Here is a 25522-nt window from a genome sequence, read left to right on the forward strand (position 1 = left end):
GAGGCTGTAGAATTTCTCATTTTCAGCCTGATTATTTTAAATAAAAAACACAATAATTCATAATTTATTGATATTCAATTAAATATTCTGTTTTTAATAACTGACTGATTAAATTGAGTGATATATCGCTGAATTGGCTTAATTAGGCGGGGGTATTCGATGTTAAGGCATCGCCCTTGGGTTAATGCAGGCTGTTTTTTAACTTCTCAATATTATGCACTAAACAGTACATCTGCCATTGCGCATTCACTTTCTCTTGCCCGCGCAGCGTGAATTTATTCATCCCTTTATTGACCGTAATATTGCCAAATACCGGCTCTATTGCACCTAACCGTTTACTGTATTGTCGCCGTCCGGGGCTACTGTCTATTTTCACCCGCATTTTATCGCTATAAGATATAGGTTTGGTGCTTTTATTGATTTCAAACTGGACTTGTCTGCCTTGTTTAGTCGGCGCGTTGCGCATGCATTGCTTTTGTAGTACGCAGGCCCGGCAATCCTTTAAATAACCTGAGAAACGAACGTATTGCCGACCTGCCGTTTCAACATTTTTAACACTTAACCACATTTCATTACCTGCTGGGCAGCGGCAACTTGAGACCGTTTCATCAAAGTAAAAATCGTGACTAGTAAATAGTCGCGCTCTGCCTTTACTGCGTTTTAATCGCCGTTTTTCTTGTTCTGTTTGATAGGTTTGACTGGTTTGGAATAAAGGATTGCGGCTTCTAAATGCGGTATCTGCTATATAAGTATCTAACCCTGTCGTGGCCATGAACTCAAGGTTCACTTCACTGTGGAAACCACTGTCAGCACTGAACTTGGCATCTTTAAAGGTATCGGGTGTACCTAGCTTCGTAAGTTGTTCTTGCAACTGCTTAACCGCGGGCTTCAATGTCTGCTGCTCACCTACCGAGCCCCATGCCTGCGCTTGCACTATGATTTGGTGTTTATCATCATTGATAGCAATACCGTTATAACCTTGAATCGTCCCTTTACTGGTGGTCATCTTGGCGCTATCTGGGTCGGTGATATTGCTTTTTACTGGTTTATTTCGACTACCTATTTTCTCTTTATTACTCGCAAGGAACGCACTAATTTTATTGGCACTTTCATCTAATTTTTGTTTCTGTTTTAGGTCATGTTGGCGTTCATCTTCATTAAGACCGTCTTGTGCCTGATGTCTTGCAATAATGCGTTGGCTAGCACGTTGCAACTTGCGTTGTTTGCGTTCAAGCTCTGCAAATGTACCACTCCACTCTTTACTCGCATTGCTGCTTATCTTGCAACCATCAATCGCAAACATGTGACGACCTATCAACCCTTCTTTATCGCATATCATTAAGACTTGGGTAAAAAGCGGCTCGATTTTATCTTTCATTTTGGAGATAAAGTTGGCGATTGACGTGTAATGTGGCTGTACATCACCCGATAAACTCATGAAGGTGATATTACGCTCACACGCGTCTGCGATACGGCGACTACTAACAAGGCCACGAGAGTAACCGAACAAGATGATTTTTAGCATAACAGAAGGTGGATAAGCAGCTGCACCGCCATTGTCATTATTGTACCAATCATCAAAGGTGCTTAAATCAAGGTGCTTATCAACGATATGGGAAAGTGCGTACTCAAATGTACCGGGGAGAATTTGCTGTGCAAAGTCAATCGGGATGAATTTACTTTGACAAGATAGGTCTGGTTTGTAATTAGCCATGACGTTTCACTCTGAGCGAATAATAACTATTAGATCACAGCCGATCAGCGCATGCAAGTACATTTTTTATACAATTTTCATTAAATGAAAAACAACGTAAAAACGGTCTTTTTGGAGAAATTCTACAGCCTCAACAGCTTTATAAGTGGCATGATGTAATGCACCGCGCCACTTATCTTATTTAAAATGATCATCACAATATCTATTAATCATCATTTAATCAATCAGTTCGCTAACTATTTGTAAAAACTTTGATTTGAGATAGGTATGACACTGCCACCTATCACCTTTTTGAAATCATGCCCTAACCCACTAATTTATAAAGCAAATTAGAATATTAACAAATATAACCTGCACGGTGACGTAAAACTCAGTGCCACTTATCTCATTTTTCAAAACCATAAAAAAAGATAAATAATCATTAAATTCAATTGGTTAATTCTGCTTTATAACATACTGCTATTTGAGATAGGTATGACACTGCCACCTATCACCTTTTGAAATAATGACCTCACCATCTAATTTATATAGCAAATTAGAATGTTAACAAATATAACCTGCACGGCGACGTAAAATATTGGATAAATTCGTAAACCCGCACCATACTACTGTGTATAAATACATATTTATTTTTTGAGGAGAAATTTATGTATGATGTTCGTCCTCCGATCGCGGCTAATTCCCCCCGTTTTATGGATCAATTTCGTATCTTTATTCGCAGTCGTCATTACGCCTTTAAAACGGAAAAAACCTATTGTTTTTGGATATTAAGTTTTATTCGTTTTCATCAGCTTAAACACCCGAAAGAGATGGCTAATGCTGAGATTGAAGCTTTTTTAGAATATCAATCAGTTACCCGTAACGTCAGTAGTAATACACAGAAAACAGCACTGAATGCATTAATATTTATGTATCGAGAATTTTTAAGGATTGATATTAAAGGGTTAAAATTCAGTTATGCCGTTAAACCAAGGCAGCTTCCAACGGTTTTTACGCATACAGAAGCCCAACATGTTATTACGCAACTTAATGATAAAGCAAAGTTAGCGGCTCAATTAATGTATGGTTGTGGTTTGCGTATATCTGAAGCAACGAGATTGCGCATTAAAGATATCGATTTTACTGCAAAATGCATTTTGGTTCGCGAAACTAAAGGGGATAAATCAAGACGGACACTATTACCGCAAGCGTTGTTCGCCCCACTTCGTTGCGAAATAGAATCGAGTTTACTATTACATCAACAAGATCTGCTAAATGGGTTTGGTAGTGTCTATCTACCCAATGGATTAGCAAGAAAATATCCAAATGCTGAATTTGAAGATAAATGGCAGTATCTATTTCCTGCCAGTACCTTATCAATTGATCCGCGCACTAATATTACCCGAAGACATCATATCTCTGAGCAATCTGTACAGCGCAGTGTCAAACAGGCCATCAACAAAATGGGGTTGATGAAAAAAGCAGGTTGTCATACTTTTAGGCACAGTTTTGCAACGCGTTTATTAGAAGCAGGCACCGATTTACGTAATATTCAAGAGTTGCTAGGACACAGTGATATTAGCACTACGCAAATTTATTTACATGTTGTCGGCTTACATGAGCGCGGAATTGTTAGCCCTATTGATCAGTGAAACTATATCGCCGCTATGAGTGGCATTAGCACCTTATTCACAAAGTGAATCCCTATATCAGACTGCAAGTAAACTAAAGCAGTGAGATTAAGTATGACCGTGAACCAATAAGTGATTTTAAATTCACGCTTACTGGATTTATGACGTAATATTTTTTGCGCAATAAAGGCGCCAGGCCAACCACCTATTAATGCAAAAAGATGTAACGTGCTTTCCTGAATTCTCCATCGTCCTGCTTGTGCGGCGGACTTATCTCTGGCATAGGCAATAAAGGCAACAACACTCATACAGAGGTATATTCCACCAATAAAAGGGGCCAATTTTCCAAGTAAGATAACAGCCAGCAAGGTTAAACTAAAAACAGTCGTAAAATAGGTCGCAAAGGCACTTTGTTGACTCTTTTTATTCGTGCGATTGGCATTCACGTTTGCACGCGCAAAGGTTATATTGAACGCACGAAAGCGATTATTTTTCTCTTTAACTAATTCGTAGACAATCAGCTCGCCATCCGTAGGACGACGATCGCGCGCAGTAAATGCTTTAATATGCACAAATGCGCGTTCGCCCCCACCATTAGGTTGCACAAAACCATACCCTTTGTCGTCATTCCAATTAACAATTTTGCCTTGATAATTCATCGCAATTATTGATTCCACGGATTACTGGGATCGTAGGGCGGCTCTTGTTGCTGTTTTTCTGATTTATTAGCCACGCCCAACATGCCATCATCACTGAGTCGTTCGATTTGTGCTATCACCTCTGCCGTAATTTCTGCTGGCTCAGTGCCTTGTTGCAGTTGCTCTAGGGGGATGTGACGATCCCGCGGAGGAATGGCTAACTGTTTATCATCGGGATAGGGAAAATGTTTATATTGATAGAGATAAAAGTTCTCCACTTTTATCCTTGCCCACTCATTGACACGCAAAAATTTAGCAGTCGATTTCATGCCCGTATGAAATTGAAAACGGTTAATTTGCAACGCTTCACTTAATAGCTGCCAACCATAATGGTCAGAAATTTCAGTTAGTAGCTGTTCGAGCTTTAGCCCATATAATGGGTTATTCGATTTAGTGGCTGACATTGGCGACCTTATAGTGTGGAAAACGGTGTGTCGGGGCGATAACTGAGTAAATGACTCGGTAATGAGACACCCTGCATTTTTAATAGATTTATACGTTGTAAATAGGCCGCGCCTGTCAATAAATGTAGCGCAACATCAACGGCGCGTCGCTCGCTGTATGTGGCTAAATAGGTTCCTTTGACCCAGCTATTAAAGGCGCCTAAACTTGGGCCAGCCCAAATTTGGTAATCCATTTCTCGTCCTTTTTCCCCGATATTTGACCAACGTGAAGAGAGCCCTAAATACCAGCGGAAAATCAGTGCCATTTTACGTTTCGGATTATGCTGCGCACGCGCCAACATCTCCGGATCGCGCTCATGGAAGAAAGCAACGGTGGTAGCCCAGACATCATCTAAATTTTGTCGAAAAATTTGTTTCTCTATTTTTTCTCGCTCAACGGCGGGGATCTCTTCAATCGCATTGTAATTACTGTAAAGCTCATAGAGTTTATTGGCGCGCATGGCAAACATACTGCCCCGTTTCACCACCTGTAATTTAACGCCCATTTCAAACATATCTGCTGCCGGAGCCATAGTGACATCAGCCATTTCAACATTGGCTAATAGTTGTCGTGTATGCTGCGAAGCCCCCGCTTCGATACAGGCTTGGTTAACCGAGCCAAGGACGATATATGCCGCGCCCATGTTAAATGCCGCAAGCGCCGCTTCAGGTGTACCAATCCCCCCTCCTGCACCAACGCGTAACGGGGTTTTATAGTTGTATTGGGCTTGTATTTCATCACGTAGGGCGATAATCGACGGTAATAGTGTCAAAAATGGGCGATTATCGGTGTGCCCGCCAGAATCCGCTTCCGCGGTAATATCATCGGCCATCGGTACACTTAGTGCTAGTTGTGCCTGTAATGGGGTTATCTTCCCCTGCGCAAGCAGTTTATCTAAGAGCTTTTGTGGTGCTGGCGACATGAATTTACTGGCGACTTCAGTACGCGATACTTTAGCAATGACCTTATTAGCAATATGCACAGAGCCATCTGCCTGTTGCGATAATCCTGCCACACGGTAATGAACGATATGCTCGGTAAGGGCTAAATAGGCAGAAGCTTCAACGGTATCAACGCCCAATTTTAAAAAACGCTCGACAGCACCCGACTCAAGCGCTTCTTCACTCGGGGAGTGAATCAAATTAACGGCAAAGGGGCCATTTGGTAAGGCCGCTTGAATCCGTTTAATCGACGCTTCAATCACATCGGGCACTAATCCTGCTGCACCAAAGGAGCATAAAAAACCTGCTTTACCAAGGGCAATCACTAACTCAACGGAGGCGATGCCATTCGCCATTGCACCACCGTGATAGGCATAGTTCACCTTGTGCTGTTGTTTAAAGGCAGGATCGCCTAAATCTTCTGGTAAGACGGCCTGTGCAAAGGCCAATACGGCTTGCCCCCCTACTGCAATGGTCTGTTGTGCCACGCCAATCTGACCATTAATTTGCGCAAGGTAAAGGGGTTTGCTGCAATCCATTAGTGCCTGTTTAATGGCGCGATCGTCGCAGCTAAGCGCAGCTGAATCGACTTGCCAAGCCCAATCGATTTGATTTTTATTATTAAACGTTAACAGTGACATAATTTTTCCAAAGTTTGCGTGCAATTACGCTTCAATAATACTCAGTACAATATCTTTAACTTGATAGATGCGTAAACCATCTTTACTTAAGTTAGCATCCCCGATCAGGCGTATTTCCTGCGCATCGTGAATAATCGCCGTGATATGCACATCTAAACTCATCTGTTTATTGAGCGGGGTAATTTGTCCACGGTATTTCCACTCAACCTTACTCACTGGTGCGATAAAACGGGGATTATTAAACTGCGCGCCTAAACCGTTTTTCAATGCATAAACCTGCAATAACTCGATAATCGCCTCAACCCCTAAGGAGCCGGGCATAACCGGATCTTGATGGAAATGGTAGCGGAAAAACCAATCGCTAGCATCAATGGTACGCTCCCCATAAATATAGGCGACACCCGCTTTACCACCGCCTTCGACAATGGCAACGTGGTCGACAAAATGCAGTTGCCCACCCGCCAAACGGTAATGGGGCTGCGTCGCTGGCGCATGGAATAGTGGCATCGCGGCATCGCTTAAATCAAAGCGTTCAATTTGTGCGGCGGGTATGTTGTTATCAACAAACCAAGCGTGACTGATTTGACCGTTATCGATACCCAGCTGATTGGTTAAGGATTCAGCACTAAAGTAGCCAAACACCGCGCTGCCTTGGTAAAAGGTTTCTCCCTCTACGAGCAAATCAAAGGTAAAACTTTGGATGATCGCCCCACCTGCCATGCTGGTTGATAATAACAGCGATTTGTTAACGATGGTTTTACCACGTAGATCAATCTGTTTTATCAGATCACCACTGCCATCTAGATTACGGAAAAAGAGATTTTTTTCTGGGTATTTTAAGGTGCTGCCCATGTAGCCAGAGATAAAGCCATTGGGTTGCAGTGCGATTTCCATGATGATTGAATATGGGATCCAGTTATCAATGCTGTTTTTACTAAAATACCACGCATCTTCTGGGACATAATATTCAGAGGTACAACTCGCTGGGTTTTTAAAATCTAACCGTTTACCTTGTACATCCACAACCTGCGTCACCACCTGTAGATCACCACAGGGGGTGCGCGGTGGAATACGCTGTTTACCCGGCTCATTATAAATATCAAAATCAGGGCCAAAACAGTTGCTGATATTACCGGTTGCAAACTCAAAAAGATGCCACGGTGTAAAGGGGGCGCTATCTGGCACGCGATTTTGCCCTTTAACATAGGGGGCGGCAAAATGTTTAATTGGGATAACGCCTTTATTTTGTGGCGCACTGAAATCCGACTCAACGCGCATTAATGGCCGATGAGGGTGTTTAAAGGGATTAATGCCACGCTCATCAACAGTGGCATGATTATCATGAATGAGGACATCTTCGAGTTCATGCAGCGCATCACTATCGAGTTCCCCGATGTGATTTTCTAGCTCATTGAGGGCCTGCTCCACACTGACACTGGGAGCTTTTAACGGCGGCGCTTTTTTTATCAGTCGCACATTATTCGGCAACGTAACGGGATAGGGAGAATGACTATCCTGCTCTTTAATTTCAACGCAAAGATTTTTAAAGTCCACCACCACTTTACCATCGAGTAAAATATCGATGTTTGCTTTCATAAAGGGACGCGGTGACATGCCGATTTCCGTCACTTCCATACGGTAGGTCAGGGTATTGTGTTGTGGCAGTACTTGACCACGGCAACGTACGGTTTGCTGCTCACCGGCCATCGGCTGAAAACGGGCGTTATTGACATCACGATTCATACCAAGCCAAAGCATGTAGAACATCACCAACTGTCCGCATCCTTCCGACATTAACGACCCTGCCATCACTTGGTCACCCTGAAAGTGGCACGGGAAATACCAATGGTCTGGCGCGAGATCTTTCTGACCTTCTAATACGCCGAGCCCCCAGTGTCCACCGTGGGGATCGATTTTTGTCACCCGTTCAATCATTAGGAATTTTTGTGACGAAAATTTGAGTGACGGATTACGCCCCTGTTGATCATATTGTTCACCGAAACAGGCCGCCACATCGCCATCGACAAGGTGCAACATTTGCGTTAAGCCATACTGTTGAGCCGTGCTGTTAATCAATGGCTGAAAGTCGTGCTTTTTGGCATTGGCAAATTGCGCTTTATCTTTATCGTTATGGATCACCCCTTTGCCATCGGCAAGCTCTTCATCGGTAAAGAAACCCGCACAACCGTTACGCATGATCAGGACTTTTTTATCACCAACAAAACAGTCGTAGTGGAAGAAAAACAGCAATTGCTCACCATTTTTCGCATAGGAGTCGATATGAATTTCATAACGCAGGGTTTCACCACCAAAGGCCATCTCTTCTAAAAAGGTTAATTGGCAATCAAGTAAACGATAAACACGTTCACTTTTATTTTGAAAATCGATACCGATATAAGCGATCAGCATTAAGTCGCACTGCCCTGATTCAACGGCGACCGACCAAGGTATTTGCCCGTCAATTAAAAATGGCGCATCAACGGGAATATCATACTCCGTCACCATTGACGATTGACGATATTCATTGATAGTAGCATCCAAGGCGGTGACACGCGAAACTAATAGATAATCCGTGGTAGGAAGGCGCACACGGCGCGCATAGTTATCAATCACGGCATAATCAGGGCCAAAAACATGGCTGATTTTTCCCTCGGCAAACTCCACTAAATCGGCACTATCGAAAATCACCCGCTGCGGTTTGTTATAACATTCACGTAATTGCAGTGGCGGATAGTGGTAGCCCTGCGCCCCTTTTATTGCAAACAGTGGCGCGCTATGTTGCCCCTCCTGTGCAGTCTCAGAGAGTGGCTGTGAATTTACGTTAATCGGTTGTTCGCTCAGCAACTGCGTCTGTAATGTAATCAGCTTGGCAATTTGTCTTTGCGCCGCTAAACGATTTCGCAAAAAAGCTTGGTGGGTTTGCGTTTGCTGAGAGATATCACCACGGCTAAAGGGCTTCATTGTAACTCCAGTTGGCATTTTTATCTCTTCACTTAACTCGGTTTTGTCTGTTTCGGGCACTTGCAGTAATCCTAAATTTATTGGCGTACTCAGAGGTGCTAAACATTGCCCCTGAATCTGTTTTTTGATTGTGCTAAACAGTGGATTGTTCGCCTGTTCAATAATGGTTTGCTGAATATCACGCCCCCCTAAATGAATCGCTTTGATTAGCGAGGGAGAGTGATTAGGCGAAGGCATGACAGCGCTTTGTTGCGCGGTTGCACTGGAGGCCAAGAGCAAATGCGCACAGCTTAAATCTTGTCCTAAGCCATTGATCGCACAAAAAGTTGGCGCTGTTTTTTTATCTAAAAATAGCGCAGTTTTAAGCACACTAAACATGCCTGAAGCATTATAAAGATGGCCTATTTGGCTTTTAACACTGGCAATTTTCGCTGTGGGGTAACGTTTCGCAAAGGCGCTTTTCTCCGCTTGATTCTCACGTTCAACGCCACTGGCAAAGGCCTCAACATAGCTAATTTGCTGTGCAGTAATATTTGCCAACGCACAGGCTTGTTCACTGGCTTTGATAATCGCATCACTGTCCACACCGTCAGCAAAAGCTGAGTGCATTAATGGTGGCATAAGATGTTTGTCCATTGAGTGCCGATTGCGCTTTAACAACAAAAGCCCCTGCGCCTTCACCAACTAACCAACCCTTTGCCTGTAAGATATCAGCAGCCACATTGGCATCACCACAGAGCGGAGCAAAACGTTGACGAAGAGAGACATTCTCTAAGGAGCCAGCAAGATCCACACTGGCGATGATCACGGCTTCGACCGCAGTGGTTTGCATGAGATTTTCAGCAACCTCGATACAGCGGTAAACGGAATTTTCTTCACTGGAAATAGTAAAGGCAGGGCCAGAAAAATCCCATAACGCCGAAATCCGAGAAGCCATAATATTACCAATAAAACTGGTGTATTGGTTTAACTGGGCAGGAGATCCTAAACTTTGCTTGGCAATGGCGATGAGTTCCTGTTGCTGCTGTGGGGTTAAATGTATCCCCTGCTCCTGCAAACTTTGCGCAATTTGCGTTGCTAAATTAACGCGTCCTCGATATTGATGCAGGTCTAACTCCACCCCCATCGCAACCAACACGGCAACATTGCTGCCAACACGTAGTCCTGCATCCTTGGCGGCATTGTCAGCGACTTTCATCATCATAAGCTGCTGTGGAATAAGACAATCGCGCTCATTGGGCGGAATTTTAAAGCGAAGGAAGTCAATATCAAAACTGTCCACATAGGCCCCTTTCGGTGCACCTTGCAGATTTAAGGTCGCGAGCAAGTTGGCATTTTTCTCCATCCCCAGCCAACGCTGTGCAGGTAATTCAGTAAAGAGATTGCCCTCGCAATCCATCAACTCTTTAAATTGCGCAAGGTTTTTTACTGAGCCAACTAAACAATCCATACCGATAATCGCTAGGGGTTCTCGCGCTTTAACTTGCTGCGCCTTGGCTACAAAAGGGGTATTTCCCGGCTGTAAAATAAGATGGGCATTACTGCCACCAAAGCCGAATACACTCACGCCTGCGGTCGGGATATTCGCCTTACATGGCCAAGGTGTGGTTTCCGTTGGGATCTGCGCGGCCGTAAAATAGCCTAATTTGCTGCTGATGGGGTTTTGTAAACTGATCGTTGCAGGAATAATCCCTTCGTTTAACGCCCAAATTGCTTTACACATGCCCGGCATGCCCGCAGCCGTCAAAAGATGCCCAAGGTTCGATTTAGCAGAACCGAGCAAGGGCTTATTATCGTAACGGCTAAAGAAGCTTTCCATTGAGCTTAACTCAACTTTATCGCCCTTGGGTGTCCCCGTGGCATGACACTCGATGTAATCGACATCACGCGGGCTCACCTGTGCATCATCATAGGCGCGTTGATAAGCTAAGATCTGCCCCTTACTATTAGGGCTTAAAACAAATTCCCCTTTACCATCATTAGATAATGCTCCCCCTTTTATAATGGCATGAATTTTATCGCCATCGCGTAGCGCATCACGGTGGCGTTTTAACACCATCATCCCAGCACCTTGTGCTGCGAATAACCCCTGCGATGCTTTGTCAAAGGGGGCATGGTTATTATTACCCGGGAAAGCTTGGAAAATTGAAAAACCCATATTGACAAACAGCGAATCCGCCGCCGATACCGCGCCCGCCAGCATCATATCGGCTTTGCCCGTATAGAGATAATCACAGGCAAGCTTGACGCTATAACAGGATGATGCACAGGCGGCATCGAGTGAAAAATGGCTGCCACCAAGCCCTGCCGCTTTTGCCAATAAGGCCGACGGATAACCAGCAATTAAACCATTCTCAGCAGGTACGGCTTTAGCTTGCGTGAAGTTAGCCAGCTTGAAGTTATCTGCACTTAACTGTTGTAAGGCTTGCTCGACAACATGATGGTAAAGGGGTAAGAAAAGGTGATTTGAGCTTTGCGTTGGAAAGGAAAGATTACCCAAAATCACGCCACATTGTTGCAGTTGTGGTGCGCCCCAGTAACCCGCATCTTGTAATGCTTGTTCTGTAACATACAGCGCCCATTTATTGAGCGCATCTAATTGGTCAAGATAACCGCTATCTAAGCCACTTGCCGAGAAGGGATCGGCATTAAAAATAAAATCACGGATATAGCCGCCCGACATACAGTAAAACTTATCGCTCTCGCCTTTTTTACCGTAATATGCCGTCGGTTGCGCATCTAACTCGGTCGCAGAAATCGTTGTTCGGTTATCTTTTTTAGCCAATAATTGCTGCCAAAATTGATCTGGCTGCGTTGATCCCGGAAATAGATTTGCAATACCAACAACGGCGATATCTTCCATATAATTCTCTTAATATTTTTGTAATGGTTGAATGACTGAGCCATAAAAAAAACTGTCGACATTAATCTTGATGCCAAGGCTGAGTAATTTTGCAATTGCACGCATTAGAGTGAGTTGTTCACTCGCTCCTTTCGCATTCACGGAAACGGCTAAATAGTCGTTAACCTTGGCGTGCTGACATATTTTATCTGTCCAGTTCGTTAATGAACTGCCAGCCCCCATCTCCACAAACACGCGACAGCCTTGTTGATAGAGGGTATTAATTAAACGCGGAAAATCCACCTGTTCACAGAGGCATTTACTAATGCTCATTGCAATCGCTTTGCTGTGTTGCGGTACGGGCAGATAATAGGCGCTGGAATACATTTTACAGTTTTTCTTGTGCGCTACATCGAGCGTATATAAACGTTGCATATTGTCATACTCGCTATAGGCAGGTGGACAATGGATGGCATTCGCCACCTGCAATGCAATAGCGCGTTGCCCTAAACGTTGGCAAACTGCGCGGCAATCTTCGGGATAACCTGCGATAACAAGACTATCGGGGCTGTTAATAATGGTGATATAAACACGATCCGTCACTAATAATACCTGTTCGACTTGTTCGACGTTTGCTTTGACACTGTAACTTTCCCATATCGGAGTATCGCCAACATCGCTTAGTTGCCAATGTTCACGAATGGCGGCTAACTCCCCTGCTAAACGCTGTTTAAAGGTTGTGCTATGGTGCAAACGCTGGCTCATTAACTGTGGATTTTGCCAACAATCGAGTGCCGTAAACATACTCACTTCGCCCATACTATAGCCGCAGGAAAAGTCAGGCTGAACAGTAAAGACCTGTGTGAATATTTTACTGACCATTGACGCATAGGCGATACCACACTGAGCGATATTAGCGAGTTCATTACGCAGCGCTAAATCGTACTCCTGTCGCTGCTTAAAAGTTAAAGGGGTGAGCGATCGCGGATAGAGAAGCCGTTCCTGCAAGGTGGCGCCGAGATCATCGACCATCGCCGTAACCATTGGGTATATTTGCGGAAAAAGCTGTAATAATTGACGCCCTAAACCTAAATAACTCGCCCCAATACCGGGATAGGTAAAAGCGATTTTTTGCGCGTTATGGATAGGCTGTGCGCTAAAATAACTGCCCTTCGGGGTTTTCCACTCGCGATGATGCGCAAATGCTTCGCCCACACCATCAACAGCAAGGGTTAATTCTTTGTGTAGCGCAGCCTTACTTTGTGCAACCAACACTAATTTATACCGACCTTGCTGGCTATTTTCATAGAGAGATCGCGCTAGCGTTTTCAAGTTATATGCATCAAGGCCGTCGATAAGGGAGATGATCTGCTTTGTTAATTGCGCCTCGCTATCGGCGCTAATAATAAACAGCGATAGATCACTATGGGCATTAAAACCATTAGTGCGCACACCTTGATGGTCATTTTCTTTTAACAATAGGTGACTGTATTGCGTTGATGAAAGACAACTGTAAGCCATATAACGCGGAGATTTATCTGCATTTGCAAAGGCGGTGGCAGGCGCATTAAAAATATAAAAAGGGGAATCTAGCCATGCGCTCAATTGTGCCGCAATAGGTGCACTCCACTCTTTTATAGCGGGTCGATAACGTAGTTGCAGCGCTAATACACAATGCAATAGGCCAAATAGTTGTGATAACGCACCATTGTCACCCAAGACACTTTTACTACAGGTTATGCCCGTGTGTAAGGTTGTACCATTTGTATAGCCCTTGATAACTCCCGTCGCTTCTAATTGTGCGAAAGGCGATTGTGCAGGGGCAGTCACTTCTATTGCGCTAACTTGTTCGCGACTTATCTGCGCCTGTTGCAATGATTGTTTAATAATCTCATCAAGAGGCTTAGTAAGATCACGGCTACTGACCGCCGCGGCAATAACGCCATATTGATAGGCGTTAAGGCGTGCAGCAAGGTCAAGGCTGGAGAGTAGTAACGCACAAAAACCGAGACTCGCCCCATACCCAGTAAAATCATCGGCAAAACTGATCGTTGCTTTCTCTTGCTGAACACTATTTACGGCATCCATATTCGCAGCAATCAATAATACCGCTAGCGGTTGCTGCTCTATTAACCCTTGCGCAGCGTGTAACGCATCGCCTAAATTGGCCAGGTTCTGGCTGCTCGCATATTCTCTTGCATCACTAATCACCAGATCACCAATAACGATAATGGCGACTTGTTTAGCTGTGATCCTACCCTGCTGTAAAACTCGCGTGATAGCACTATGGCATAAATCACCAACATCTCGCGGCACATCTGCGATGGGGCGTTGACAATCGCCATTGTATAAAGCCGTTGCGACCTGATCAATACAGGGCAAATCAGGCGTACAAGCATCGCAACCGATGATTGCCATATGACGAGTGAGGCAATAATTATCTGTCATGGTTTACATCGTTTTTTACAGTCGCCGCTGTAAATAGATTGTTTAAATTTTCACTGCAAGTGACCGTTACTCCTCGTACCTCTGCCAATATTTTTTTATCGGCGGCAATTAAACAAACATCACCAACTACCTTGCTGCCCTGCTGCTCGGTGATGGTTAATAGTAAATAAAATGGTTGCCCGAGTGTAACTTCATCATAGACAGTCCAGCTTAGGGTCGCAGAAGGTAAACTGCCTAAACCGAGTTGTTGACGCACCCAAACTAGCATTGCTTGATACACCAAATCATTAGCAAAAATATTACTAGTGTGTAACGCAAATTCGCCGCTTAAATCGCTAACCATCGCATCAATTTGGCAACTTAAAATTAGGCCATTTTGATCACACTGATTGACTGCTTGAATACCCTGCAAACTTGGGCCATGAAATAATGTCCCATTCCGGTAAAGTTGCGTCGCTGACGACTGTTTATCAATAATCAAATCGGGTAGTTGAGCGTTATATGTCAACAACGGTAACCGTTTTTTAGCCAACAGGAGTATTGCTGCATAGTTGAATACCACCTTACCAGCGCCATTGTCACTGCAAATTTTAGCTGCAATAGTCAACTGGTCGGGCGTTTCCTGCTGCCATGTTAGTTCGATAATATAATCGCCACTTTCATTACCATCAAAAACAATCCCCTTAAATAGTTGATAATTTTGCAAACCTAAATAGTAATAATCAGGGTAAGTTTGCAAGGCTGTCTCAACCATCATGGCAATGGCACAAACGGTTGGAAAAACCGCATTACCAGCAATTTGATGATCCTTTAAAAAAGCATTGTTAGCCGCTAAAAGAGATTTAGTGAAGCGACTAACTAAGGGCTTTTTTGCGCTATTTTCCTGATTATTGGCAGGTTCACCGCCCATGTCATTACCCACTAAAATCTGCACACAGCGGTTGCTGTCGGCTGCCATTTCGCTGGCAAATAACTCAGCCCCGGCATCCAGTGGAATATATAACACCGCGATCATTAAACATGCGTTTTAGTTCAGCCGTAACCATTCCGCCATCCCAAGGGCCCCAATTAAAACTTAACACCTGCGCCGTTGGATGTAAGGCTTTAAAACGGTAAGCGGTTTTATTAAGAATATCGTTGGCAATGGCATAATCGGACTGTCCGGGATTACCGTAAAAACCAGCCGCCGAGGAGAATAAAACCAAGTGTTGTAGTTTATCCTCATCACAGCAAGCGAGTAACGAAAGTAACCCATCTATTTTTGTACGGTATACCGCATCAAAATCCGCCAAGGTTTTTTGCTCAATCAATTTATCCGCTAACACGCCAGCACCGTGAATAATACCGCTAATATCCCCCCAAAGATCGGTAATAGGTGAAACGGCATCCATTACGCTGTGCGCATCTGTGACATCGGCACTAACATACTCCGCCAAGCCGCCTGCATCGTCAATCGCCTGTAAGGTCTGTTTTATTTCGCGGTTGGCAAGAATAGGTTTTACCAGCGCTGCCACACTGTTCGGTGTTGCTTTTTCACCCGTGGCAATAATAGCTTGCATCGCCGCTTTTTTCAGTTCGACCTCATCCAAAACGTCGTTAGCCCAAGTAGGCTCTTCACTCTGATAGTGCGAACGTCCTAGGAGGATAAATTTTGCTCGATACTTTTGCGCAAGGCGAATAACACAGTGTGCGGTCACCCCCTTCGCTCCACCACTGACTAAAAAAAGTGAATTTTGATCAATACTATTACCTGAGTTTAATGCATAACTGTCAGTCGACTCTGCCACTAAGGTTAAACGGCCATTATGGTTGAATCCGACCTCAACATGGCTGCAATCACTATCATTAAGTTCTTCAATAATCAGTTTGGCAACTTTATCGCCACTAAACTTCGTTGCGATATCAATGGCACGACAAAATACCCTTGGCCATTCATGGTTAAGGGTTTTGACTAAACCTGTTAATCCACTTTGCACAAGGTCGGCATCTAATTCATTTTCATCAACGCCGAAAGCACCGCCCTGACGCGTTAAAACGACAAATGAAGACCGGGTATCATTATGATTGTTTTGCGCTAATCCTGATAATTTTGCTAATAAGAAAGCAAGTTGTAATCCCTGTTTACTCTTTTCTGGATACTCAAGCCCTGCAATTGCTTGCTTAGGGTGCAGATAGATAACACTCGTCCAACTCGTTTGGGTTGCTAAAATGGCACTGACCTCTTGCTCACTTAACTCTTCCAAGGGCATAACAATGACCTTATCGACGAAGGATTTTGTACTTGTCGCTTTAACCCACGCAGGTTGTAAGAGCGTTACCGCCCAACCAAGTTGCGTTAATTGCTCCGCTAAACGCACGGTACAACCTTCGCCATCATCCACCAATAACAGGTTTTCTCCGTTGACATTGCTCTCTATTTTATTCACGGGAGCAAGGTGTTTAACGGTAACAATCGCACTCGGCGCTGGCTGAAAATCATTTACACGGCGATCAAGCTGCTCATCAATCTTTGCTAGCAATGGTTGTTTGGGCGTATCACCTGCACCACTTACAGCTGCCATGTAAGCAACGATATCAGCCAGCGTGCGCTGTTCGGCTAACGCTTCTGCATTGAGCTCAGGGAGATCCGTTATTTCATCCTGCACTGCGCCCAATATTTCTACACGTTTGATGGAATCGATGCCTAAATCCGCTTCCATATCCATACTTAGCTCTAACATCTCTACGGGATACCCCGTTTTATCGGCGACCACAGAAAGCATGACAGATTGGATTTTATCGCTATCAATTGATGCCGCTGTTTGTGGTGCAGCTACCGTTGCATTCACAGCAACGCTGCCTGCACATTGGTTCATGTAGGCAACAATTTCAGCCAGTGTGCGCAGCTCTGCTAACGCTTCTGCATTGAGCTCAGGGAGATCCGTTATTTCATCCTGCACTGCGCCTAATATTTCTACACGTTTGATGGAATCGATGCCTAAATCCGCTTCCATATCCATACTTAGCTCTAACATCTCTACGGGATACCCCGTTTTATCGGCGACCACAGAAAGCATGACAGATTGGATTTTATCGCTATCAATTGATGCCGCTGTTTGTGGTGCAGCTACCGTTGCATTCACAGCAACGCTGCCTGCACATTGGTTCATGTAGGCAACAATTTCAGCCAGTGTGCGCAGCTCTGCTAACGCTTCTGCATTGAGCTCAGGGAGATCCGTTATTTCATCCTGTACTGCACCTAATATTTCTACACGTTTGATGGAATCGATGCCTAAGTCCGCTTCCATATCCATACTTAGTTCAAGCATTTCTACGGGATATCCGGTTTTATCGGCAACCACGGCGAGCATGACAGATTGGATTTTATCGCTATCAATTGCTGTCGCTGTTTGTGGTGCTGCTACCGTTGCATTCACAGCAATAGTGCCTGCACATTGGTTCATGTAATCAACAATTTCAGCCAGTGTGCGCAGCTCCGCTAAGGCTTCTGCATTGAGCTCAGGGAGATCCGCTATTTCATCCTGCACTGCGCCTAATATTTCCACGCGCTTAATGGAATCGATGCCTAAATCCGCTTCCATATCCATACTTAATTCTAACATCTCTACGGGATAACCCGTTTTATCGGCGACCACGGCAAGCATGACAGATTGGATTTTATCGCTATCAATTGATGCTGCTGTTTGTGGTGCTGCTACCGTTGCATTCACAGCAACAGTGCCTGCACATTCGTTCATGTAGTCAACAATTTCAGCCAGTGTGCGCAGCTCCGCTAACGCTTCGGGATTAAGCTCAGGGAGATCCGTTATTTCATCCTGTACTGCCCCTAATATTTCTACACGTTTGATGGAATCGATGCCTAAGTCCGCTTCCATATCCATACTTAGCTCTAACATTTCTACGGGATAACCGGTTTTATCGGCGACCACGGCGAGCATCACATTTTCTATCGCTTTTGTATCAATGACTGGAGCCACTGGCTCGGCAACGACAGGTGTAACGGTCGGCGTGACATTGATTATGGTGCTATGGGTTTTCGCCAATTGCTCTGCAATTGAGAGCGTAGCACTATTATTAACAACTGGTTCGACAGAATGTACTTTCGCGCTAGTTGAATTAACCGTGTGGGCTACGCCGATGTTATCACTCGCAGTGACGCTTGGTAATTCCGCCAACACCTTCTGCATGTTCTCTGTCTGACTATTTAAGTAACTTTCATGCACACGTAGCGTTTCAGACTGATATTGATGATACATAGAGAGCGTTTTATCTAAACTCTCGGGGAGTGCTTGCGTTCCACTTTGGATCAATAAAAGATCTTGATAGGTTTTTGCATACTCCTGTGGACCTTGCATAAACTCTTGATGTACGTCTAATAATTGGCTCTGTTGATGGATCAGCGCAGCCACACTTTGCTCAACCGATTTAACTAACTCACTGTTATTAGCATGAGTCGTCTCCGAGGTTTCAAAGGGTGTACCATCTGCATTGACATAAACAATTTTTTCAACGACTTTTTCTACAATAACTTCCTTAACGACAACCTTTTCCTGTTGCGCTGCAGAAGTGATTTGCCAGCCATCATTTAAGGCATCGCTGAATGCTTGTTTCGCTTTCGGGCTAACATAAGCCGCACCACTTAATTTCATCGCTAATGGTGATTTTTTAGGGGCAACAGTTGGGCGAGCAACTGCATTATATGGGTCAATCGTGGTCAGTGGCAGCCCTAATACAGCCATTTGCAATGCCGCTAAACGTAATTGCAAATCGGCAGATTGTTTAGGGTTACTATTAATCGCGATGGTTGTCACATCATCTTTATCGGCAAGAATATTATCGACTAATCGGCTCAACACATTTTTAGGCCCAAACTCGACAAAAATACGTCCACCCGCGCTGTAAATATTATCTATCTCTTCCTTAAATCGCACTGATTGTAGTATATGATTTTTTAGACTCTGTTTAATTGCATCGCCATCGTTTTCGTGCAGCTGCGCAGTGCCATTACTAAATACGGGAATGACAGGAGAATGAAACTCAACGCTATCGATGACTTCGGCAAAGGGTTGTTGGGCATGGTTAACTAACTGCGTATGAAAAGCACCAGAAACAGGGAGTGCCACCACTTTAAAGCCTTGTGCCTGTAGTGCGCTTGTTGCGCTGGCGATCTGCGCCGTTGCGCCCGCTACGACAACTTGATTATTGGCGTTGTAATTAGCAATGGTAATATCGGCAAATGCCTTTATCGCATCGGCAATGAGATCCGGATCTCCCACGACCGCGATCATGGTGCCTGCATCAAAATCATTATCGAGCGGCGCAGCCATCGCTTCACCTCGACTGCGTGCCAAACGCATATAATCAGCATCACTGACGACACCCGCCGCCCACAGTGCCGTTAATTCACCGAAACTGTGTCCTGCTGCAAAATCACTTTTAAAACCCGCTTGTTGCATGGTTTTATAAAGCCCCATACTGAATGCGCCAATGGCAGGTTGAGCAAACTGCGTTTGTTGTAACAGGCGCTGTTGCTCCTGACGTTGTTGCTCACTAAACACAGGAATAGGATACAAACAATGGGAAAGCTCTTCCCTGCCTGCTTGGCTAAATGCTTTATCCATCTCGGCCATGGTCGCTAACATAGGGGGAAAATTACAAACTAATTCACGCCCCATATTTAGGTACTGCGACCCTTGACCAGAGAAAAGAGAGACCACTTTGCCTGCACTTTCAAGAGCCGATTCACGGTAGTAAATTCCCGTTGGCAAACTCCACGCTTGGCTATTATCCGTGGCAAAACGTTTTACTATTTGTTCAATCGCGGCTTTAGCTTGCTGACTATTTTTTGCAGCAAAACCACAACGAGCTAATTCTTGCGCAGGTGTTGTGCAAGGATTTTCCTCTACTAAGGCATTAAACACAAATTGTGCAGCATCTTGATCTGTATCGAGTTTTTTAGCCCATTGCGTTAATTTACTAATCAATGCAGCTCTACTTTGCGCACTCACTAATATCGTTTCAGGCACCACATTTAAACGGTATGGTTCTGTTTGTGTTGCACGGTACTCTTCTAATACAAAATGGAAATTCGTGCCGCCAAAGCCAAACGAACTAATACCAGCACGACGTTTAACACCGTCAACGCGAGGCATCCATGGGCGCGTCTCATTATTGATATATAGTGGCGTATTTTCGATATTAAGGTTTTGATTGGGTTTATCAACATTAATGGTCGCGGGCAACACTTTATGGTGAAGCGCGAGTGCGGCTTTAATTAAACCAGCAGTACCTGCCGCTGCCTTAGTGTGACCAACCTGTGACTTTACTGATCCTAACGCGATGTGCTGTTTGTGCTCATTATTCTCACTAAAGAGCAGATTTAATCCGCTAAATTCGGCGGCATCACCTGCTTTAGTGCCCGTTCCATGCGCCTCAATTAAGCCACAGGTTTTGGCATCAAAACCAGCATCGGCGTAGGCACGTTTTAATGCTTTCAACTGCCCTTCTGGTCGTGGTGCATAGATAGATTTAAAACGTCCATCGGAGGAGCTACCAATGCCTTTAATGACAGCATAAATTTTATCACCGTCGCGCTCAGCATCCGCTAAACGTTTCAACGCGACCATGCCAACCCCTTCACCAATCATCATGCCATTGGATTTTTCATCGAAGGGACGAATATCATCGCCATCGGTAAAGGCTGGCGTTTTTGAGAAAGACATATACATAAATGGCGAGTTATCACAGCAGATACCGCCAGAAATCATCATTTCCGAGCGATGCTCCAATAGGTCTGAAACAGCCATTTTTATCGCAGCTAATGAACCAGCACAGGCCGCATCAACGACACAGTTAGTACCGCCAAGATTAAAGCGGTTAGCAATACGCCCTGCGATAACATTACCCAACATGCCCGGAAATGAATTCTCTTCCCACGGAATATAGGCTTTCTTAAATTTATCAATAATGATTTCACGATCCGCGCCATTAACGCCAGAAGCCGCCAACACTTTATCTAAAACAGGACCTTGCAAGCGAGACATCAATTGCCCGCCCTGTTTCTGACCGCCGCCAACGCCTAATATAATGCCCATTTTATCGCGGTCGAAACTCGCTTCATCGGCAATTCCCGCATCGGCTAAGACATCGCGTGCCACGACTAACGACATCAACTGGGTAATATCCGTTAGTTCTAAAATATTCGGCGGCAGACCAAATTCCATTGGGTCAAAATCAATTTCAGGTAAAAAACCACCGCGCTTACAATAGCTTTTATCCGCTTCCTTTTTATCACTGGAGTAATAATCATCGATTGCCCAACGGTCTTCTGGCACATCTTGAATACCATTCACCGACTCGACAATATTATCCCAAAATTGGGAAAGGTTTTTACTCTCTGCAAAAACCGAGGCCATACCAACAATTGCTATCGGCGTCTCTTGTAAACGAGAATGAAACTGCTCATCAACAAGGGACGCGCTATTGTTCGTATTTTCTGTGTTTGACATGCTATTACTCCAGTTAGGATGCATTGCGTTATGCTTGATTTGTCTGCCCCTTATCGGGTTCAGAGCAAGCTAACGGCTTAAAATTTAATCTATTTATTCTTTATCGAGCAAACTAAAACGGCTGATAAACTCCGTATAGTTAGCCACTAATACGCGGCGAATATGAAAAGGTGCCTTATGTAAAACGTGCTTCATATAGCGTCTCGCAGCATTTTTCTCACCGTCACTATAGAGATCGACATAAACCCACTTTCCTTCGGGATCATTGGCAACTAACAATCGATATTGCGGCTCGTTGCTGGAAAACGTTGGTAAAACAGTCACATTAACCTGTACCACATCTAAATTGCTTAAGGGCGTTGATTTCGCATGCAATGCATATTCAGCCAACTCACTGGTTTGCTGTGTTAATAAGGGCTTTGCCGCACTTTTATTACGCACCTGATTTAGCACATCAGACATCGCCTGTGGGGAAATGGGCGCAGTGATCACCGTGTTCGATTCATTCTCTGCGATATCAACCACCACGAAATCATCACTCAGCTCATCTGTCGGTAAGGGATCCATATCCGCAAGCTTTGATACACCATGCCGCTTTAAACAACGTTGCAATCCTGCACGAGAGGTATCTTCATTAATAAAGTGCTTACATACACTTAATAACTCATCCAACGACAGTTTTAAACGGGTACGCAAATGGACAACCGCGAACTCCTGCGCCGCACTTAATGTGGTGTGTAACTGTTTGGGAATGTGTGAGGCATCATGATTATCGCTACGTTTACGCCATTTACGCACGGTCGCTTCTGATATTTTCAATAGGCGCGCTAAAACCGCCGTAGGAAGATCGGATTGATGTATAAAAGCTCGCATTTCAGGTGTTGTAGTGGCGTTTTTATGCTGTTTAGACATTTAAATTTAATATATGTATGACGTGATAATCGATTGCGAGCTAATATACACAGGTATCACCCCCTATACAATCAGCCGATACTTAGATTTTAAATATTTTTAATAAATAGTGAGTTAGCATCTGTTATATGAACAATTTACCTTCATTAACTTGCTTTAATTTGTAGGAGCGATGACTGCTATAAAAAATAGATTAAAGGATTGGCATCACCGTTATGTGCCGTAATGATATCGGAGCTGTGCAATTAGAATGGTGTTATCTTGATGCTTATAAACGATGCGATGTTCATCGTTTATTCGGCGAGACCAATACCCAGATAATCCATGCTTTAAAGGCTCAGGTTTACCAATACCTTCGTGGGGAGTTCTTTGAATATCTTTAATAAGTAAGTTAATACGTTTTACTATTTTCTTATCGGTGGTTTGCCAATAAATGTATTGTTCCCAAGCTTTAGTTGAAAATGTTAGCTTCATTCTATTAGCTCCCTTTCAGTTCCATTGCCAGCCTCAAGTTCGGCAATAGACTCTAAAAGGTTTCTAGCGTTTGCAGGGGATCTAAGTAAATACGTTGTTTCTTGCATTGCGTTATAGTCTTCTAATGAGATCATAACAACAGGATCTTCACTTTTACGGGTAATAATAATTGGTGCGTGATCATTACAGACCTGCGCCATTGTATTGGCTAAATTTGCTCTAGCGGCTGTATAACTTATTGCATCCATATATAACTCCAAAGCGCTCATGTACGTTAATTGGTACAGTATAGAGTGTTGTCACATAACAAACAAGGATAGGCTTCTCGGGGTTTAGATCGGCGTTGGTATATCAGGGACATCCGAATATTTTATCCAAGTGTTTTATTGATTTACATCAATAAAACACTTGAATGTCCCCGATTACCATTACCATCAAAATGCCTTGTTATGTGCTTTCCTCTGTAACTAAACTAAGGAATTTTTCACATCGAAGTGAATCAGATACATTTAAAATGTCATTTGGATTCTTCTTCAATTCATTTTGAATATATTGTTTTGTTTTTCCAAGTAACTCTTTTCCAGGAGTAAACTCTTCACTGTAAGCTTCATACCATTCTTTCGCGAGATTACTTACTGTTGCAATATCAGTCTTATTAGATTTATTTAGGCTTAACTCCTGACGCTCTCTAAGTATAAAGTTAGATAATTTTCGAATCGCCTCTTCTTTAAGTTCCTCGATAAAGAGTGAATACTTGGCATTCGCGTCCTCAATTGACACACCATAAATTTGATTCAAATGAGACGGAACACAGAAATAATTTTCAACTTCTTGATATTTGGTCATGAAGAACAGCAACTCTCTTTTAGCACAGTCCTCAGCAAGTTTAAGTACCTCACGATCTGTATCAAGTTTTTGATCTCTATCTATATGAACAATGACTTTAACACCAGGAATTTGTTTCCTTACGAATCCTTGCAATATTTTTGCAAAATCGACCTTTGTACAGCCTTCATATGAATGTAATACAAACTCACTTTCGCTTAATCCATTAGCGATTAAGAATTTTTTAAGAAAGTGTTTCTTTTCTGAAACGTTATCAACTTTATCTTCGGTTACAATAATGTATTTAAGTTCTTTCTTAGAGAACAAGTAGTCTGCGTCTGCAGCCCCAATATCTAATAGTATATTACTCCCTTTGACTCCTGATATTGCATTCCCATTTTGAAAATGAACTACATTTGCTTTGTCTTCCAATGATTCGAGTATATATCTAGAGTGAGTAGAAAATACCACTTTTAATTCAGGGTTTTCACTCGTTCGTTTAACCAATTCGTTTGAAAGTAGTTTTTGCTTAGTTGGGTGGATATGAGAATCAGGCTCATCTAACAAAATAATCTTAGGATCGAAATATTCTATATATGCAAATATTTGTACAATTTGGAGTAAACCTGTTCCTACCGAATCAAGAGGCAACTTGACACTGTCACTGATTACATAAACATTTATAAATTCAGAAGCATGTTCATCAAATTCAACTTTTATATCTATTTTTTCATAAATTGAATTTACAGAGTCCTTAAACGATTCCCACTTTTGAGAGTCGTTGCTAATTGTGTATAAAATATTTCGTAGATAGTTATTGCTGTCTCCACGTGTAGCTGATTTTTTAACTGCTATTGGAACTTCATATTTTTCTAGAATTGGAATGCCTGCAATACCAGGAACATAAACACAATATGGCTTTTCAATTTCGCTTAACAAGTCACCAAGCTTCTTCCCCGTTAACATTGTGGTAAAACCACCATTTTTTCCTCGGGATATCTGTACAGTAGAAGTAACACCATTATTGAAAATAAACTCAATCCAACGTCTATCTTCTCTTCTTCTAGCACCAGCTAGAGGTTTACCGTGATACAAATATGCGATGTCATTTGTAGGTGTATACAAATATTCGCTAGAGTCTAATGATAGTGTCTTAGTTTTATCCTTGATCCAATTACCTTTTTTAAGTTTCAAGGTTTGGCAACTAGAAACAGCAAATTGAATCCCTTGAATAAAGCTACTTTTTCCCGAATTATTAGTCCCGATAAATATATTTAACGGTTCCAAATCGACAGAAACATCATTAATTTTTTTAAACTTCTTGATTTGTATTTTCATTTTCTAAACATTACTCTCTGAAGATACACTGGCACATAACGAAGCTGTAGAATTTCTTTTTTTCAGCCTGATTGTTTTAAATAAAAGACACAATAATTCATAATTTATTGATATTCAATTAAATATTCTGTTTTTAATAACGGACTGCTTACTAATCGGGGACATC

12 protein-coding genes and 1 pseudogene are annotated in these 25522 nt (G+C 43.3%); 1 reads left to right on the forward strand and 12 read right to left on the reverse strand.

Going from position 1 to position 25522, the window contains the following annotated elements; all coding sequences use genetic code 11:
• Window positions 1–181: 181 nt before the first annotated feature.
• The gene (locus tag AB2N10_RS06055; RefSeq protein ID WP_354623034.1) at window positions 182–1714 is read right to left on the reverse strand and encodes a transposase; all 1533 of its coding nucleotides are present in this window, start codon (window positions 1712–1714) and stop codon (window positions 182–184) included.
• Window positions 1715–2361: 647 nt separating this feature from the next.
• Here AB2N10_RS06055 and AB2N10_RS06060 point away from each other — a divergent pair.
• Complete coding sequence (locus AB2N10_RS06060) at window positions 2362–3345, forward strand: integron integrase (RefSeq protein WP_369434485.1); 984 nt, start codon at window positions 2362–2364, stop codon at window positions 3343–3345.
• 2 nt (window positions 3346–3347) lie between these two features.
• Here AB2N10_RS06060 and AB2N10_RS06065 read toward each other — a convergent pair whose 3' ends face one another.
• From AB2N10_RS06065 to AB2N10_RS06115, 11 genes and pseudogenes are all read right to left on the reverse strand, one after another.
• Window positions 3348–3983: a DUF1294 domain-containing protein gene (locus AB2N10_RS06065; RefSeq protein ID WP_369434486.1), complete on the reverse strand. Its 636-nt coding sequence runs from the start codon at window positions 3981–3983 to the stop codon at window positions 3348–3350.
• Window positions 3984–3988: 5 nt separating this feature from the next.
• Window positions 3989–4426 carry a VF530 family protein gene (locus tag AB2N10_RS06070; protein ID WP_354625331.1) on the reverse strand — a complete coding sequence of 146 codons (438 nt, stop codon included), beginning with the start codon at window positions 4424–4426 and terminating at the stop codon, window positions 3989–3991.
• Between the two features lie 8 nt (window positions 4427–4434).
• A complete protein-coding gene (locus AB2N10_RS06075; RefSeq protein WP_354625332.1) occupies window positions 4435–6048 on the reverse strand; it encodes a PfaD family polyunsaturated fatty acid/polyketide biosynthesis protein in 1614 nt (537 codons plus the stop codon).
• A gap of 24 nt (window positions 6049–6072) precedes the next feature.
• Window positions 6073–11872: pseudogene (locus AB2N10_RS06080) on the reverse strand (beta-ketoacyl synthase N-terminal-like domain-containing protein).
• A gap of 9 nt (window positions 11873–11881) precedes the next feature.
• Window positions 11882–14299 (reverse strand): PfaB family protein, encoded by a 2418-nt coding sequence (locus AB2N10_RS06085; protein WP_354625335.1) that lies wholly within the window; start codon window positions 14297–14299, stop codon window positions 11882–11884.
• Complete coding sequence (locus AB2N10_RS06090; protein WP_369434487.1) at window positions 14289–15314, reverse strand: polyketide synthase dehydratase domain-containing protein; 1026 nt, start codon at window positions 15312–15314, stop codon at window positions 14289–14291. The genes AB2N10_RS06085 and AB2N10_RS06090 overlap by 11 nt, the downstream gene beginning before the upstream one ends.
• Entirely contained in the window at window positions 15274–21807 is a 6534-nt protein-coding gene (locus AB2N10_RS06095; protein WP_369434488.1) for an SDR family NAD(P)-dependent oxidoreductase, read from the reverse strand. The genes AB2N10_RS06090 and AB2N10_RS06095 overlap by 41 nt, the downstream gene beginning before the upstream one ends.
• Window positions 21808–21900: 93 nt before the next feature.
• Entirely contained in the window at window positions 21901–22719 is an 819-nt protein-coding gene (locus AB2N10_RS06100; protein WP_354625338.1) for a helix-turn-helix domain-containing protein, read from the reverse strand.
• 213 nt (window positions 22720–22932) lie between these two features.
• Window positions 22933–23193, reverse strand: a complete 261-nt coding sequence (locus AB2N10_RS06105) for a Txe/YoeB family addiction module toxin (RefSeq protein ID WP_354625339.1) — start codon at window positions 23191–23193, stop codon at window positions 22933–22935.
• Window positions 23190–23441, reverse strand: coding sequence for a type II toxin-antitoxin system prevent-host-death family antitoxin (locus tag AB2N10_RS06110; protein ID WP_354625340.1), 252 nt, complete (start codon window positions 23439–23441; stop codon window positions 23190–23192). The genes AB2N10_RS06105 and AB2N10_RS06110 overlap by 4 nt, the downstream gene beginning before the upstream one ends.
• A gap of 199 nt (window positions 23442–23640) precedes the next feature.
• Window positions 23641–25356: an ATP-dependent endonuclease gene (locus tag AB2N10_RS06115; protein WP_369434489.1), complete on the reverse strand. Its 1716-nt coding sequence runs from the start codon at window positions 25354–25356 to the stop codon at window positions 23641–23643.
• Window positions 25357–25522 lie beyond the last annotated feature (166 nt).

Origin of the sequence: Psychromonas sp. MME1 (assembly GCF_041080865.1) — a bacterium.
GTDB lineage: Bacteria > Pseudomonadota > Gammaproteobacteria > Enterobacterales > Psychromonadaceae > Psychromonas.